The 15,788-nt window shown below is 61.6% G+C and carries 11 protein-coding genes; 10 read left to right on the top strand and 1 reads right to left on the bottom strand.

Annotated features, from left to right (window positions below; translation table 11 throughout):
• Positions 1-133 precede the first annotated feature (133 nt).
• The 6 genes from DCO47_RS08575 (at position 134) to DCO47_RS08550 (ending at position 5,689) form a co-directional block, all read left to right on the top strand.
• Complete coding sequence (locus DCO47_RS08575; protein WP_007914567.1) at positions 134-424, top strand: addiction module antidote protein; 291 nt, start codon at positions 134-136, stop codon at positions 422-424.
• Between the two features lie 97 nt (positions 425-521).
• Entirely contained in the window at positions 522-920 is a 399-nt protein-coding gene (locus tag DCO47_RS08570) for a DUF2946 domain-containing protein (protein WP_116657910.1), read from the top strand.
• A 48-nt stretch (positions 921-968) separates the two neighbouring features.
• A complete protein-coding gene (locus DCO47_RS08565) occupies positions 969-1,448 on the top strand; it encodes a copper chaperone PCu(A)C (protein WP_116657909.1) in 480 nt (159 codons plus the stop codon).
• Between the two features lie 21 nt (positions 1,449-1,469).
• Positions 1,470-1,916: a DUF2946 domain-containing protein gene (locus DCO47_RS08560; protein WP_116657908.1), complete on the top strand. Its 447-nt coding sequence runs from the start codon at positions 1,470-1,472 to the stop codon at positions 1,914-1,916.
• An 84-nt stretch (positions 1,917-2,000) separates the two neighbouring features.
• A complete protein-coding gene (locus tag DCO47_RS08555) occupies positions 2,001-4,121 on the top strand; it encodes a TonB-dependent copper receptor (RefSeq protein ID WP_116657907.1) in 2,121 nt (706 codons plus the stop codon).
• A 194-nt stretch (positions 4,122-4,315) separates the two neighbouring features.
• The gene (locus DCO47_RS08550) at positions 4,316-5,689 is read left to right on the top strand and encodes a PepSY domain-containing protein (RefSeq protein ID WP_116657906.1); all 1,374 of its coding nucleotides are present in this window, start codon (positions 4,316-4,318) and stop codon (positions 5,687-5,689) included.
• A gap of 46 nt (positions 5,690-5,735) precedes the next feature.
• Here the strand turns inward: DCO47_RS08550 and DCO47_RS08545 are convergent, their stop codons facing one another.
• Positions 5,736-10,541 (bottom strand): DUF4329 domain-containing protein, encoded by a 4,806-nt coding sequence (locus tag DCO47_RS08545; RefSeq protein ID WP_165839194.1) that lies wholly within the window; start codon positions 10,539-10,541, stop codon positions 5,736-5,738.
• A gap of 307 nt (positions 10,542-10,848) precedes the next feature.
• Between DCO47_RS08545 and urtA the strand changes: the two genes are divergently transcribed.
• The 4 genes from urtA (at position 10,849) to urtD (ending at position 15,723) form a co-directional block, all read left to right on the top strand.
• A complete protein-coding gene (gene urtA / locus DCO47_RS08540) occupies positions 10,849-12,114 on the top strand; it encodes an urea ABC transporter substrate-binding protein (RefSeq protein WP_065615527.1) in 1,266 nt (421 codons plus the stop codon).
• Positions 12,115-12,275: 161 nt separating this feature from the next.
• Entirely contained in the window at positions 12,276-13,778 is a 1,503-nt protein-coding gene (gene urtB, locus DCO47_RS08535; RefSeq protein WP_116657904.1) for an urea ABC transporter permease subunit UrtB, read from the top strand.
• Positions 13,778-14,857, top strand: a complete 1,080-nt coding sequence (urtC, locus tag DCO47_RS08530; protein ID WP_042608929.1) for an urea ABC transporter permease subunit UrtC — start codon at positions 13,778-13,780, stop codon at positions 14,855-14,857. Before urtB ends, urtC begins: the two co-directional genes overlap by 1 nt.
• Positions 14,854-15,723, top strand: a complete 870-nt coding sequence (gene urtD, locus DCO47_RS08525) for an urea ABC transporter ATP-binding protein UrtD (RefSeq protein ID WP_016771888.1) — start codon at positions 14,854-14,856, stop codon at positions 15,721-15,723. Before urtC ends, urtD begins: the two co-directional genes overlap by 4 nt.
• Positions 15,724-15,788: the final 65 nt, after the last annotated feature.

Here is a 15,788-nt window from a genome sequence, read left to right as displayed (position 1 = left end):
CGGCCGGATATCTGACTTGAATCCTACAAACGCACCGGACACTGCCCACAACAACTTAACGAATCACTGACTATCGGCCGTCAGCGTCCACCTCTACGCTCAACGTCTTTGATTCCAAGGGCGTACACATCCAATGACCGAAGAATTCGCCCGTTTTGACGCCGCCGAGTACCTCAAAACTCCCGAGGACATGGCGGCATATCTAGATGCCTGTTTTGACGATGATGAAGGCGACGGCGTCCTTATCCGTGCAGCGCTCAATGACATCGCCCGGGCTCAAGGCATGACACAAGTGGCGCGGGATGCAGGTTTGGGCCGCGAAAGTCTTTATAAAGCGCTGAGCAGCACTGGCAATCCCGAATTCGCAACTATCATGAAAGTCATGAAGGCTCTGGGCTTGAGATTGCATGCCGTAACGCTGTGAACGCACTGCGACACCAGACCGCACGACGCTTTTTTACTTATCGGCCCTGATCAGGCTAAATAGCCGCGCCTGATCGCCCACCCAACGGACCTGTCCCATGAACCGACGCCGGTTAGCATTTGCCTGGATCGCCTGCTTTGCAGTGCTGTTCAACATGCTCGCCATGCCGCTGAGCGGGGCGATGGCGCAGGCGGGCGGCGACCCCGCCGGGCAGATCCTCTGGAGCAGTTTCTGCACCGGCAGCGGCATGAAGATGGTGGCGATCGACATCGGCGCTACAGATAAAAAGGCCCCGCAAAACGATAGCCATTCGAACATGCAGCATTGCTGGTGCTGCTCAGGTTCAGCGCCATTGCTGGCGCTGCCGGGGCATTCGCCGCAGTTGTATTTCGCGCGATTCGAAAGTAACCGCAGCGTTGCGCCCGTCGCCCTGCAAGCCCCCGCTCCGCGCCAGCAATGGCCGAGTCTCAATCCCCGTGCATCCCCTCTGGTCTGATTTGTTCGCGCCATAAATCCGCGTTTCAAATCGTTCTGGAGAACTGCCATGTTGAAGAAACTCTTCGTCCTCGCTGCTCTGCTTTTGCCGGCGTGCTTCGCCCATGCCCACGAATACAAGGCCGGTGCGCTGGAAATCGCCCATCCGTGGTCACAGGAACTGCCGCCGAATGCGCCGACCGTTGCCGCCTATTTCATCATTCACAACACCGGCAAAAGCGCCGATCGCCTGCTCAGCGTCGACTCGAAGATTGCCGCCGAAGCACAACTGCACGAGCACGTGATGCAGGGCAACCTGATGAAGATGCAGCAGGTTCCAGGCGTGGATATTCCACCTGGCGGCACCGTGACGTTTGCGCCGATGGCTTACCACGTCATGCTGCTCAACCTGAGCGATCGCAGCCTGCTCAGCGATGGCAAGCGCTTCCCGATGACCCTGCATTTCGAGAAGGCCGGCGATGTCACGGTCGATGTCGCCGTGCAGAAGAAACCGCCGGAATCCACCCAGGCCCACGTGCACGCTCAGTAACCGACCCGGCTGACTTCGCCCATGCGTCCTTTGCGCGCCAGGCCCGCCCCGCACCACCGTCAGACTCAAGCGCTGACGCGTGGCAGCTGGATCGCCCTGTTCGCCATGTTGATGATCTTCATCGGCCCACTGATTTCTCAGTCGATGCCGATGGATCAGCACGCCTCGACATCGATGCCAATGAGCATGGACATGTCGATGGACATGCCCGGCATGGACCACAGCAGCCATGACGCCAAGCCCTCGGTAGAGCACTGCCCGCCGCAATCCTCGCATCACGTGCTGTGGGAAAAGTGCGGTTACTGCAGCCTGCTGCTCAATTGCCCGGCGCTGACCGGCGGTGGCGATTTCATCGCTTTCAACATCCCGCCACCCAATACCTTCACCCCACCCTCCCCGCGTTTGGGCCACGCCCGCCAATCCTTCTTCCCCGGCGCCCGCACCCGCGCCCCGCCCGTCGCGACGTAAACACGCACCTCTGATTGCACACGGTTGAGAAGACAGTTTCAGGCTGTCGGCCGTGGTGTTTACGACTGTTCGATGGAAATTGTCATGTCCAGGTTTACTGCTGTTCCCTGCGCGGAATCCGCCCGCGCGCCTTTTACCCTGAACCGATCGCGGATGCGGTTCGGGCACGCCAGCGCCGTCCTCTGCGGCGTATTGCTGACACCGCTGGCCCAGGCCGATGAGCATGCCGGCCACCCGCAAGAACTGAGTCCGACGGTGATTACTGCCCTCGCCCCCAGCTCACCACTGACGATCGTCACCGATCCCAAGGACCCGCGCCAACCGGTGCCGGCCAGTGACGGCGGTGACTATCTGAAGACCATTCCCGGCTTCGCCCTGGTGCGCAATGGCGGCACCAACGGCGATCCGGTGCTGCGCGGGATGTTCGGCTCGCGGCTGAACATCCTCACCAACGGCAGCATGATGCTCGGCGCCTGCCCGGGCCGAATGGATGCGCCGACTTCGTACATATCGCCGGAAACCTACGACAAACTCACGGTAATCAAAGGCCCGCAAACCGTGCTCTGGGGCCCCGGCGCGTCGGCTGGCACGGTGCTGTTCGAACGCGAACCGGAGCGTTTCGGCGAACTCGGCACGCGGGTGAACGCCAGCGTGCTGGCCGGCTCCCACGGTCGTTTCGACAAGGTGATCGACGCCGCTGCCGGTGGTGCGTTGGGCTACATGCGGGTGATCGGTAACACCGCGCATTCCGACGATTACCGCGACGGCAACAACGACGTCGTCGCCTCGCGCTACGACAAATGGAACGGTGATATCGCGCTGGGCTGGACGCCGGATGCCGACACCCTGATCGAGCTCACCGCCGGCAAGGGCGATGGCGAGGCGCGTTATGCCGGGCGTGGCATGGACGGCTCGCAGTTCCTGCGCGAAAGCCTTGGCCTGCGCTTTGAGAAATCCGATATCACCGATGTGCTGGAAAAACTCGAGGCGCAGGTCTACTACAACTACGCCGACCATGTAATGGACAACTACACCCTGCGCACACCGTCCGGCACCGGCATGATGGCCGGGCCCATGGCGTCCAACGTCGATCGGCGCACCCTCGGCGCGCGGATCAAGGCGACCTGGCGTTGGGCGGATATTCAGCTGATCACCGGGCTGGATGCGCAGACCAATGAGCACCGCGAGCGCAGTGCGATGGGCGTCGATACCTACAAGGATCTGCCGTACAGCAAGGACGCAGACTTCCACAATTACGGCGTGTTCAGCGAAATGACCTGGTACGCCGCCGAGCGTGATCGCCTGATCAGTGGCGCGCGGGTCGATCGCGCTTCGGCCAGGGATTATCGCCAGACCACCGGGTCGGGGATGATGTCGCGGCCCAACCCGACCGCTGACGACACCCGCGCCGATACGCTGCCCAGCGGCTTCGTGCGCTATGAGCACGACTTGGCTGACAGCCCGACCACGCTTTACGCAGGCCTCGGCCACGCGCAACGCTTCCCGGATTACTGGGAACTGTTTTCGCCTGACGCCGGCCCGACGGGTTCGGTCAATGCCTTCGATTCGATCAAACCGGAAAAAACCACCCAGCTGGATTTCGGCGTCAATTACAAAGGCGCCGACCTCGAAGCCTGGGCCTCGGGTTACATCGGTGTGGTCCGCGATTACATCCTTTTCGACTACACGCCGGGAATGATGGGTATGAGCACTTCGCGGGCCGAGAACATCGACGCGCGGATCATGGGCGGCGAACTCGGCGCCGCCTACAACCTCAGCGAACACTGGAAGGCCGACGCAACGCTGGCCTACGCCTGGGGCAAGAACAGCAGCGACGGCTCGGCGCTCCCGCAAATGCCACCGCTGGACGCGCGTTTCGGCCTGACCTACAGCGAAGACAACTGGAGTGCCGGGGCGCTGTGGCGGGTGGTCGCCGCGCAGCACCGCATCGACGCAAACAAGGGCAACGTAGTCGGCAAGGACTACGACCAGAGCTCGGGCTTCGGTGTGTTCTCGCTCAACGGCGCGTACCGCATCAACAAGCACTGGAAGGTCAGCAGCGGCGTCGACAACCTGTTCGGCAAGGCTTATGCCGAGCACTTGAACCTGGCCGGCAACGCCGGGTTCGGCTACCCGGCCAATGACCCGCAGGCAATTAATGAACCGGGGCGAACGCTCTGGACCAAAGTGGATATGAGTTTCTGACACGCCACGAGAAATTCCTGGTGTGAACACTGCCCTGTGGCGAGGGAGCTTGCTCCCGCTGGGGCGCGTAGCGGCCCTCTCTTGATTTGCAGAGCCTGGGCCTGCTTCGCAGGCCAGCGGGAGCAAGCTCCCTCGCCACGAACAGGCAGTCCTGACAAATAACGAAAAGAACCAAGCCCAGCGGAGCACACGTGATGCAAAAGCCTCAACCCAATTTCTACAACCTGGCCTGGCGCTGGCACTTCTATGCCGGGCTGTTCGTCGCGCCGTTCATGGTGATGCTGGCCCTGACCGGGATCATCTATCTGTTCAAACCGCAGCTCGACGCGCTGATGTACAGCAGCCTGCTCGAAGTGCCTGCCGGGCACCATACGGTCCCGGCCGATGACTTGCTGCAACGGGTGAAAAACGCTTATCCGCAAGGCCAGGTCACCCAGTACCTGCCCCCGATGAATGCCGAACGCAGCGCACAATTCGTGGTGAAAAATGCCGGGCACGAACTCAACGTGTTTGTCGATCCGTATCACGGCGACATCCTCGGCGAGCAGGACGCCAAGCAGAATCTGCAAGCCATCGCCCGGGCGATCCATGGCGAATTGATGATCGGCACCGTCGGTGATCGGCTGATCGAAATGGCCGCTGGCTGGGGCGTGGTGCTGGTGGTGTCGGGCCTGTTTCTGTGGTGGCCGCGTGGTCAGGCGGCGGGCATTCTGTGGCCGCGCCTGAGCAGCCGCGGTCGGGTGTTGTGGCGTGATCTGCATGCGGTCAGCGGTTTCTGGGGCGCGACGTTGCTGCTGGTGATGCTGCTCAGCGGTATGACCTGGACCGGTTTCTGGGGCAAGCAGTACGCGCAGGTGTGGAACGTGTTTCCGGCCGCGATGTGGAACAACGTGCCAACCTCCGACATCGAGGCGCGCAGCCTCAACAGCGCCACTCGCCAGACCGTGCCATGGGCGATGGAAAACACGCCGATGCCCATGTCCGGCGACCACGCCGAACACATGAACCACGGCAACGCCCACGCCGGCCCCGCGGCTCCCGCGATCAGTCTGCAGGAGGTGCAGAACATCGCCAGCGAGCGCAAGGTCGAACCCGGCTACAGCATCACCCTGCCAACCACCGCCACCGGCGTGTTCACCATCGCCGTATTCGCCGACGACCCGCGCAACGATGCCACCCTGCACGTCGATCAGTACACCGGCAAGGTCCTCGCCGATGTGCGCTTCGAGCACTACGGCACGGTTGCTCGCGCGACCGAAATCGGCGTGATGCTCCACGAAGGCAAGATGTTCGGCACCTTCAATCAGATCGTCGTGCTGCTGATCTGCCTGATGATCCTGCTCAGCGCCGTCAGCGGTGTGGTGATCTGGTGGAAGCGTCGCCCCGAAGGCAAGTTCGGCGTACCGCCGCTGCGTCATGACCTGCCGAAGTGGAAAACCGGCGTGGCGATCATGCTGGTGCTGGCGGTGGTGTTTCCGCTGGTCGGCGCCTCGCTGGTGGTGGTGTGGTTGCTGGATCGTTTCCTGCTGCCGCGTTTGAGCCAGCGCACCGCCGGCCAGCCCCAGTGATCTCGCGGCGCGGGCTCGATGGCCCGCGCCCGACATGGCGTTCGATTTACAGCTCATCTCTGATCCGCACGGTGCCTCGAGCCGAAGGCTGTTGGCGACGGGTGCGCCAACCGCTGCCCAGGCGCCCGGTATGGCGCCAGTACTGGCCTGCCATCAACACCTGAAGCTCGCCCAGTTGCATGAGCCGCGAGACAAATTGCCCAGGCGTCAGGTGGCTGATCCATTGCCCGTTTTCATAAACGATTGACCGGGTCAGCAACAGATCCCGTTCGGCGTCCGAGTACACAGGCGTGTATTTGAGCAACTCATGGCCGGGCGTCGAGTAGTAATAGGCACGGATATCGAAACCCTGGTTTTTCAGTTCATGGGTGTGTGCGTGCACCTGCGCGGGATCGGCGAAATTATTGCGAATCTGTTCGCTGTCGACGACCAACAGGGTGTTGCCCGACAGGCTGAATTGGTGGCTGGCCACCACGGCGTATCCGTGAGGGAAGCGTGGCACCGGCCGACGCCAGTCGGTCGCCGGGTCTGCGCTGGTACGGTAGAGCCGCAAACGCAGGTTTTCCTCATTGCCGAACCAGGCAATCGGCTCCAGCGGCACAAAGCGCTGCTGCGTCTTTTCCGCAAGAATCGCGCCCTCATAACCCGTCTGGACGAGCGTTTCGCTATCAGTCCGGTGCTGGGCATAGCGAGCCGCATCGTCGGGATGCTGAAAAATCGGCCCCAGTGCCGGAACCGGATGGTGTTGCCAGCGAAGCATGCGCGAGGTATCGGCAAGGCCCGGCTGCCAGCTTTCATCCACCCGCCCATGACGCGACCAGTAAGCACTGGTTTCAATCACATCAAGCTCACCGGCACGGGCCATGCGCCTGATGTAATCGACCATGCTGAACGTCCCCTTGGCGATGTCGCGCTCATCGTCCGCGGCCTGTTCCATCGAGACAAAGGCGTTGGGGCGCAACTGGATCTGCCCGAACCCGTCGTAAAACGTGCCAGGCTCGAATGCGTGCAGTTGCAGCCTCAACATTGCACCGTCGGCGCAGGAGAAGTAGATCGGCCGATAGCCCTGCGGCGTAGAGGCCCGTCTGCAGGCCTGCTGGACATCGCCGGGCGAAAGCAGCACATGCCGTATATCCCCGGACTGCGCGGCCAATGGCGGCAGAGCGGCACGCAAGTAGATGGAATCGAGCAGATAGCCTGAAGGCAGTCGCCCTTGCTCGAACACCCGGTCCAGCGCCAGCGCCGAGCGTTGCGTCGTCAGCTGCAGACTGGCAAGAAACAGACCCTCGGCCGAGCGCAGAACGACTCCAAATGTCTGCGCATCCCGGCTCACCGCCAGCTCATGCACGTATCGGGCGGCTGCCTCCGCCTGAAGGAACAACGGGCTGCACACCGACTCAGTGACGGCTTTGCTGTAATCCGACCCGGTCTGCAGATCGGTCGAGAACGGCACCCAGCGCGATACTTGCCGAGGCAGGCCCCACAGGTCACTGCCGGTGACAACTTGCAAATAGCCTGTTCTGGCCAGCGAGTCGATCCAGGCAATCGGTTTCAATGCGCCGCTGTAGAGGCGCTGCTTGATGACCTCGCCGTTCAACGAGTCGGGCAGCGTATTGTTTGCGGTCAGCGCAATCGACAGATCGGCGCGCAAGCGCTCCCACAGTCCCGGCTGATAGCGAATCGTCGCTCCGTCCGGCGCGAACAGGTATTCATCGTGCACCGGCTTGCGCGTAAAAGCCGAATACAACGTATCGACCGAGAGCATGTTCAGATAAATCCGTTTTTCCATGGACGAGAAGGCGACCGACAGTTCCCGTGCAACTCTGGAACGGTAACGCGCAACGATCCGACAGCCTTCCGGAAACAGTCCGGCGGAGCGGCTTTCATCGGCGATGATCTGCGTGCTGTCGAAATTTTCCCGGGTGACTTCCACTGGCGTCGTGGCGACGTACAGGCCGTCGAGCCTTTCCAGAATCAGCCCCCCCCAGATTTTTTCCGTAACCTCCGGCACAAGCGATCGGGCGTGAACTGCCGCATCATCGGCACTGCGAAAAACCGGGCCGAGGGCGCGCCGCTCAAGATTTGCAAAGGGCTGCCAGGTTTTCCTGACGATGCCCGGACGGTCCCAGCACAGGCTGGTTCGCAGCACGCTCAGTTGGCCACTCTCGGCCACGACATGGACCAGATCCGACGGTAGCAACCGTTGCGCAGCAAGATCGTCCTTGAGCGATTCGAGCGTCTGTTGCGAGCTCTCGTCATGGAACAACTTGCCGGAACTGCTGCGCACATATTTCAGCAGGGCATCGTCGCCTGTCGCGATGAACAGTGTCTTGTGCAGGCCAGAGGTGATGACCGGGCGCCGGGGCGACAAGTACATCGCCACGGCGAGGGTATCGGGTGAAACAAAAAAATGCCCAAGCCAGTCCGCAGGATCACGCGAAGGATCCTCGACACGCCGGTGCGAATAAAAACCGGCATGCAGATCGAAGCCATCCGGGTATTCATGCCAGGGGGGCGTTGTTCGGGAGCCAAACACCGACGCCAGGCGAAACAGGTTGTCGCCGGAGTCATTGACGGGAAACAGTTCGGTGCCGATGTACTCTTCCCGATCGTTGTGCTTGAGGATAAAACCGAACCACGCTCGGTTTTCGGTGTGCAAGCGCCGGTCAGCAGCGCACTGACTCACGGCCACATCGTCCGCCGAAGCGAAAACCGCACCGAAGAGCACCCTCTCAGGGCGTTTCCATGGCATTACCGTAGCAGCGGGCAGAGGGGTTGCCGGCGACGGATACGGCGGCAAAGAAGGTTGCGGCAATGACGGCGCCGGCAGCGTGGTCTGCGGCCTCTCGGGCTCGGCGGGGACAGCCGGGAAAGCCACCGGCAGGTAACCGTCGGGCTTGATCTGAACGCGATAGCCCCACATTGGATGGTCGATCAGATTGACCAATTGTCCCGCCTGCGCCTGTTCGCGGACAAAATCCTGCGGCCGCTTGCTGCCTCTTTCCAGCTCATTGGCCAACCAGCCCGGCTGCTGGCGAGTGCCGAGGCGTTTGGCCAGGTCGTTGGCCTGCGCGGTTGCCGAGGGCTCGAATCTGATCAGGCTATTGCCGGCACCGGAACAGTACACAATCGCGCCATCGAGCAAGGTCTGGCGCATTTCATCGACACTCAGCATCTGCTGACTCAGCACCGCTTCTTCCCATGTCCAGCGCAAATAGCGGACATGCACCGGATCAAGTTGCGACAGCGCCACGTGACAGACATAACGCGCATATAACCGGTGGTCGTCCGGAAATACCGGGCGCCCCTGATTGTCCTGCGGATAAAGCCGCCCCTGGCTCAGCCTATCGATGTCCGCCGGCAACGGCTCGGTCACGACAAAGCGTTGATCGCTGCGCTGGAAAACATAACCGCCGTGCTGCCGATCGCGACGGCTGCCGAGCTGTTCATGGGCATGCAGCGCGGCATCGTCAGCGCGCAGGAAATCCCGACTCAGCACCGGCCAGGGGAAGTTGGCGAACGGCAGCCACTGCAGACTCACCGCGCCCAGGTTCGCCCAGAGCGCGCTGCCCCGCACCACCTCCAGCCTGCCGGCCAATACCAGCATCGAGACGAACTCACGCGGGCTCAGCGTGCCGGCCAGCAACCTGGCCTGCACGCCGTTATCGCTGACCGTGGCGTCGGCGTTCACGACGCTCAATGCCGCCTCGATCGGCTGGTCGCTGAAGCAGTACCTCAACATCGAATGATCCTGCGCGCGCATGTACAGCGACAGCGCCCGCCCAACCTTTGCCAGGTGTTTACTGCGACCAAAGGCTTCGATGCCGATGGCGATTTCCTGCGGGGTGAAAAAGTTCTCGTATAGCCAAGGTTGCGCGGCTGGAAACTGCGCAGGGTCGGGGCGTGATGCGAAGTAAAAGCCCTCCAGCAGATAGCCCCGCGGCAGTTGCAATTGCCCTTGGGCGTCAGCGGGAAAGATCTGCTCGGGATCCCACGCAGCAAGCCCGGCCGGGCGTGCATGGGTCGCGACATATTCTTCCCCGGTGAATTTTTTCAGCAGCAGCCCGGCGGTTTGCGCGCCGGTGGATTTCAATGCGGCGAGCACTGCGCGCTCGGCGTTGACACAGACCCGGGTCATCAGCGGTGGCTCGCTCGGGGTACCCGTGGAAAACCCCTGACCCGGTTGCCAGTCCAGCGGCACCACGCCCACTGAATGGCCCCAATCGGCATTGGAAACGATGACCTTCAGTTCACCGACCGAGGCAAGCCGGATGATGGTATCGATGATGTTGATCGCCCATGATTTCTGCCCAGAGCGTGATTGCTCGCCATACAACCGATAACTGTCGAGCTCCGCTTGTGAACCACTGGGCGAATATTTCAGCAAGGTCCCATCGGGGCCGGAAATATAGGCACCGGGAAACTCGGCGCGCAGATCGATGGCCGTCTTGAAATCCTTGAGCGAAAAAAAGTTGACGAAGAGTCGCCGACGCCTTTCGTCCAGTTCCGGCCAGGCGGCACTGACAACGTCGTAGAGAGCCACATGACTGTGAAGGTGGGCAACGAACCGGTACCCCGAGGGCGCTTGCCAATATCCGGAGATGCCCAGATCGAGCACAGTGCTGAGATCGAAAGAAGTGGCATCCCCGGGCGTGGGTGCAGTGGCCACGAACTTGCCGTCCGGGCGCCGCAGAATCACGCTGCCATATTCCCGGTCCGGTTTACGCGGTAGACGTGTGTGGACCCAATAGGCCGCGTCCTCCTCAGACAGGAACGCCGGACTCAGCGGCGGCAGCCTGGATTTTCCAGTGTGGGTGGCAGCAAGACCGGGCCGGCCTGGGACGTCATTCATGATAAAAATCCTGCGAAAAGAAATCGGGATATCGATCGAATGAGTGTCGGCCGTCGGTTCGCCCGTGCTGTGGTACATGTTTATCGTTTCTGTATCTGCATTCGAGCGTCGCGCGCGCCCCAATCTGGCGCACCCCTGCGCACCACCGCCCGCAACCCGTCCCCTCGTGGTGCACGCCTTCAGCGCGCAAGCGCTCTAGCACGACATTTTCCTGCCTGATCCCGACCGGGCACAGCCCTTGCAAAACACCCTTCAGTCGTCCGCATCTGCCAATCAAAAAAAATCGAATGTTCATGGAGATCGCACAATGAAGCGTCGCAGTTTGATCAAGGCTTTCACACTCACGGCATCCATTGCCGCGATGGGCATGACCTGGACCGTCCAGGCCGCCGAGACCATCAAGGTCGGGATTCTGCATTCGTTGTCCGGGACCATGGCGATCTCCGAAACGTCGCTCAAGGACATGGCGCTGATGACCATCGACGAGATCAACGCCAAGGGCGGTGTGAACGGCAAGATGCTCGAACCCGTTGTCGTTGACCCTGCATCGAACTGGCCGCTGTTCGCCGAAAAAGGCCGGCAGTTGCTGACCCAGGACAAAGTCGCGGTGGTGTTCGGCTGCTGGACGTCGGTGTCGCGTAAATCGGTATTGCCGGTGTTTGAAGAGCTCAACGGCCTGCTGTTCTACCCGGTGCAATACGAGGGTGAAGAGATGTCGCCGAACGTGTTCTACACCGGCGCCGCGCCGAACCAGCAAGCAATCCCGGCCGTGGAATACCTGATGAGCGAAGAAGGCGGCAGCGCCAAGCGCTACTTCCTGCTCGGCACCGACTACGTCTATCCGCGCACCACCAACAAGATCCTGCGCTCGTTCCTGCACTCCAAAGGCGTGGCCGACAAGGACATCGAAGAGGTCTACACGCCGTTCGGTCACAGCGATTACCAGACCATCGTCGCCAACATCAAAAAATTCTCGGCCGGTGGCAAGACTGCCGTCATCTCCACCGTCAACGGCGACTCCAACGTGCCGTTCTATAAAGAGCTGGCCAACCAGGGCCTGAAGGCTACCGATGTGCCGGTGGTGGCGTTCTCGGTCGGTGAGGAAGAGCTGCGCGGCATCGACACCAAACCGCTGGTGGGCAACCTTGCGGCGTGGAACTACTTCGAATCCGTGGAGAACCCACAGAACCAGAAATTCGTCGCGGACTGGAAAGCCTACGCGAAGAAACACAACCTGCCGGGCGCCGACAAAGCGGTGACCAACGACCCGATGGAAGCCACCTACGTCGGCATCCACATGTGGGCGCAGGCGGTCGAGAAAGCCAAGTCCACCGACGTCGACAAGGTTCGCGATGCACTGGCCGGGCAGACCTTCGCCGCGCCATCGGGCTACACCCTGACCATGGACAAGACCAACCACCACCTGCACAAACCGGTGATGATCGGCGAGATCCAGAGCGACGGTCAGTTCAACGTCGTGTGGCAGACCGAAGGCCCGATCCGCGCACAACCGTGGAGCCCGTTCATTCAGGGCAACGACAAGAAGCCGGATTATGCGGTGAAGAGCAACTGAGTCACCGGATGTCAGTCTCGCGCCTGGCGTGAGGCTGATGCAATTCCCTGTGGGAGCGAGCCTGCTCGCGAAGACGTCGGCACATGCAACATCCATGTGACTGACAGACCGCTTTCGCGAGCAGGCTCGCTCCTACAATGTCCGCGTCAAGGCGACTGACCATGCCCACTGCCCTTTTCCGATTCATCTGTGCCATCGCACTGTTGCTGCCCATGCTCGCCCACGCCGGCGACGCCGAAGACTTCGTCGCGGCCAACCCGATGCAACAGGCCAGGCTCCTGGAAACCTGGGCCGCGCAGCCCGATCCGGCACGTATCGAGTTGCTCAATGCCCTGCAACAAGGTGCGCTGACCATCGACGGCCAAAGCAAGACCCTGCGCCTGAACAATCGCCTGCGGGGTCTGATCGACACCGCCATGGCCAGCCATCAACTGCTCGCCGCTGACGGCAAAATCCGTCTGGCTGCCGCACAGCAATTGCAGAAAAGCGCGAAACCCGCGCAGCTGAGATTCCTCGACCAGCAACTGGCTGGCGAAAAAGATGAACGTGTCCACGCCGCCCTGAGCCTGGCGCTGGCCAATCTGCAACTGGTCGATGCGGATCCGGCGGTGCGCCTCGCCGCTGTACGCCTGCTCGGTGAAACCGGTGATCCGCTGGCGCGCACACGCCTTGAAGGCTTGCTTGAACCCGGCGTGGAAAGCGATGCCGGCGTACGTACCGCCGCCGAAACCAGTCTCGCTCAGGTCAAGCGCAAATTGCTGATCGGCGAAATGCTCGGCCAGGCGTTCAGCGGCATGTCGCTGGGCTCGATTCTGCTGCTCGCCGCCCTCGGTCTGGCCATCACCTTCGGCCTGCTCGGCGTGATCAACATGGCCCACGGCGAGATGCTGATGCTCGGCGCCTACTCGACCTACGTGGTGCAACTGATGTTCCAGCGTTACGCGCCGCAGGCCATCGAGTTCTATCCGCTGATTGCGCTGCCGGTGGCGTTTTTCGTCACCGCGGCCATCGGCATGGCGCTGGAGCGCACGGTCATCCGTCATCTCTACGGTCGGCCGCTGGAAACCCTGCTGGCGACCTGGGGCATCAGCCTGATGCTGATTCAACTGGTGCGTCTGGTATTCGGCGCACAGAACGTTGAAGTAGCGAACCCGGCATGGCTGTCCGGCGGCATTCAAGTGCTGCCCAATCTGGTGCTGCCGTACAACCGCATCGTCATCATTGCTTTCGCATTGTTCGTTGTAGTACTGACCTGGCTGCTGCTGAACAAAACCCGGCTCGGCCTCAACGTCCGTGCCGTCACCCAGAACCGCAACATGGCCGCCTGCTGCGGGGTGCCGACCGGGCGCGTCGACATGCTCGCCTTCGGCCTCGGATCGGGCATTGCCGGATTGGGCGGCGTGGCGCTGAGCCAGATCGGCAACGTCGGCCCGGATCTGGGCCAGAGCTACATCATCGACTCGTTCCTGGTGGTGGTGCTCGGCGGCGTCGGTCAGTTGGCCGGTAGCGTGCTCGCTGCGTTTGGCTTAGGCATCGCCAACAAGATTCTCGAACCGCAGATCGGTGCGGTGCTTGGCAAGATCCTCATCCTCGCGCTGATCATTCTGTTCATCCAGAAACGTCCGCAAGGTCTCTTCGCACTGAAAGGACGGGTGATCGACTGATGAACCAGCCTCTGTTAGTCACGGCTACACAAAAGGCCGGGCCGAAAGCCACGCTCGCGGTCGGTGGTGTGATCCTTGCGCTGCTGATCGTACTGCCGCTGCTGTCATTGCTCGCGCCGGACAATGCCCTGCACGTCTCGGCCTACACGCTGACCCTGGTCGGCAAAATTCTCTGCTACGCCATCGTCGCCCTCGCGCTGGACCTGGTCTGGGGTTACGCCGGCCTGCTGTCGCTGGGCCACGGTCTGTTCTTCGCCCTCGGCGGTTATGCGATGGGCATGTACCTGATGCGTCAGGCCGCTGGCGATGGCTTGCCGGCGTTCATGACCTTCCTGTCGTGGAGCGAATTGCCGTGGTACTGGAGCGGCACCAGCAGCTTCCTCTGGGCCATGTGCCTGGTGGTGCTGGCCCCGGGCTTGCTGGCGCTGGTGTTCGGCTTCTTCGCCTTCCGCTCGCGGATCAAGGGCGTGTATTTCTCGATCATGACCCAGGCCCTGACCTTCGCCGGCATGCTCCTGTTTTTCCGCAACGAGACCGGGTTTGGCGGCAACAACGGTTTCACCAACTTCCGCACGATTCTCGGTTTCGGCATCACCGAGCCGGGCACCCGCGCGGTGCTGTTTCTCGCTACGGTGTTGTTGCTGGTGGCGAGCCTGTTCATTGGCTGGCGCCTGGCACAGAGCAAATTCGGACGGGTGTTGACCGCCCTGCGCGATGCGGAAAACCGCCTGATGTTCTGCGGCTACGATCCGCGTGGTTTCAAGTTGTTCGTCTGGGTGTTGAGCGCCGTGCTGTGTGGTCTGGCCGGTGCGCTGTATGTGCCGCAAGTAGGCATCATCAATCCGAGCGAAATGTCACCGACCAACTCCATCGAAGCGGCGGTGTGGGTCGCCCTTGGCGGGCGCGGCACGCTAATCGGGCCGTTGCTCGGCGCCGGTGTGGTCAATGGCATGAAGAGCTGGTTCACCGTGGCCTTCCCGGAGTACTGGCTGTTCTTTCTCGGCGCGCTGTTCATCGTCGTGACGTTGTACCTGCCCAAAGGCGTGATCGGTCTGCTGAAGAAACGAGGTGAACAATGAGAGTCACAGCGAGTGCGGAATTCATGCTGGAACCTGCGTTCTTTCCCGTGGAGCCGAACAAGGACGAAGGCACCAGTCGCGACTCGATCGGCCTCGGCCAGCGCGTCGGCCCCGGCCTCGATACGCGCCATGGCACGATCCTGACCCTGGAAGACATCAGCGTCAGCTTCGACGGCTTCCGTGCGCTGAACAATCTCAACCTGTATATCGGCGTCGGTGAACTGCGCTGCATCATCGGCCCCAATGGCGCCGGCAAGACCACGCTGATGGACGTGATTACCGGCAAGACCCGCCCCAGCCACGGCAAGGCCTGGTTCGGTGAAACGCTGGATCTGACGCAGATGAGCGAAGTGCAGATCGCCCAGTCCGGCATCGGCCGCAAGTTTCAGAAACCGACGGTGTTCGAAGCTCTGAGCGTGTTTGAAAACCTTGAGTTGGCGCAGAAGACCGACAAGTCGGTGTGGGCCAGTTTGCGTGCGCGTTTGAGCGGCGAGCAGAAGGACCGCATCAGCGAAGTACTGGAGACGATTCGCCTGACCACCTCGGTCAATCGCCAGGCCGGGCTGTTGTCCCACGGGCAGAAGCAGTTCCTCGAGATTGGCATGTTGCTGATGCAGGACCCGCAACTGCTCCTGCTCGACGAACCCGTGGCGGGCATGACCGACGCCGAAACCGAGTTCACTGCTGAATTGTTCAAGTCGCTGGCGGGCAAGCACTCGTTGATGGTGGTCGAGCACGACATGGGTTTTGTCGGCTCGATTGCCGACCACGTCACGGTGCTGCACCAAGGCAGCGTGCTGGCGGAAGGCTCGCTTGAGCAAGTGCAGGAAAACGAGCGGGTGATCGAGGTTTACCTCGGCCGCTAAGGTTTGCGAATACAAAACCTGTGGGAGCGAGCCTGCTCGCGAAAGCGGTGCATCAGGCGATGAAG

The sequence above is a fragment of the Pseudomonas sp. NDM genome (genome assembly GCF_003105095.1).
GTDB lineage: Bacteria > Pseudomonadota > Gammaproteobacteria > Pseudomonadales > Pseudomonadaceae > Aquipseudomonas > Aquipseudomonas moraviensis_A.
The sequence above is the reverse complement of the archived record's forward strand: the minus strand, read 5'-3'. Positions and strand labels throughout refer to the sequence as shown.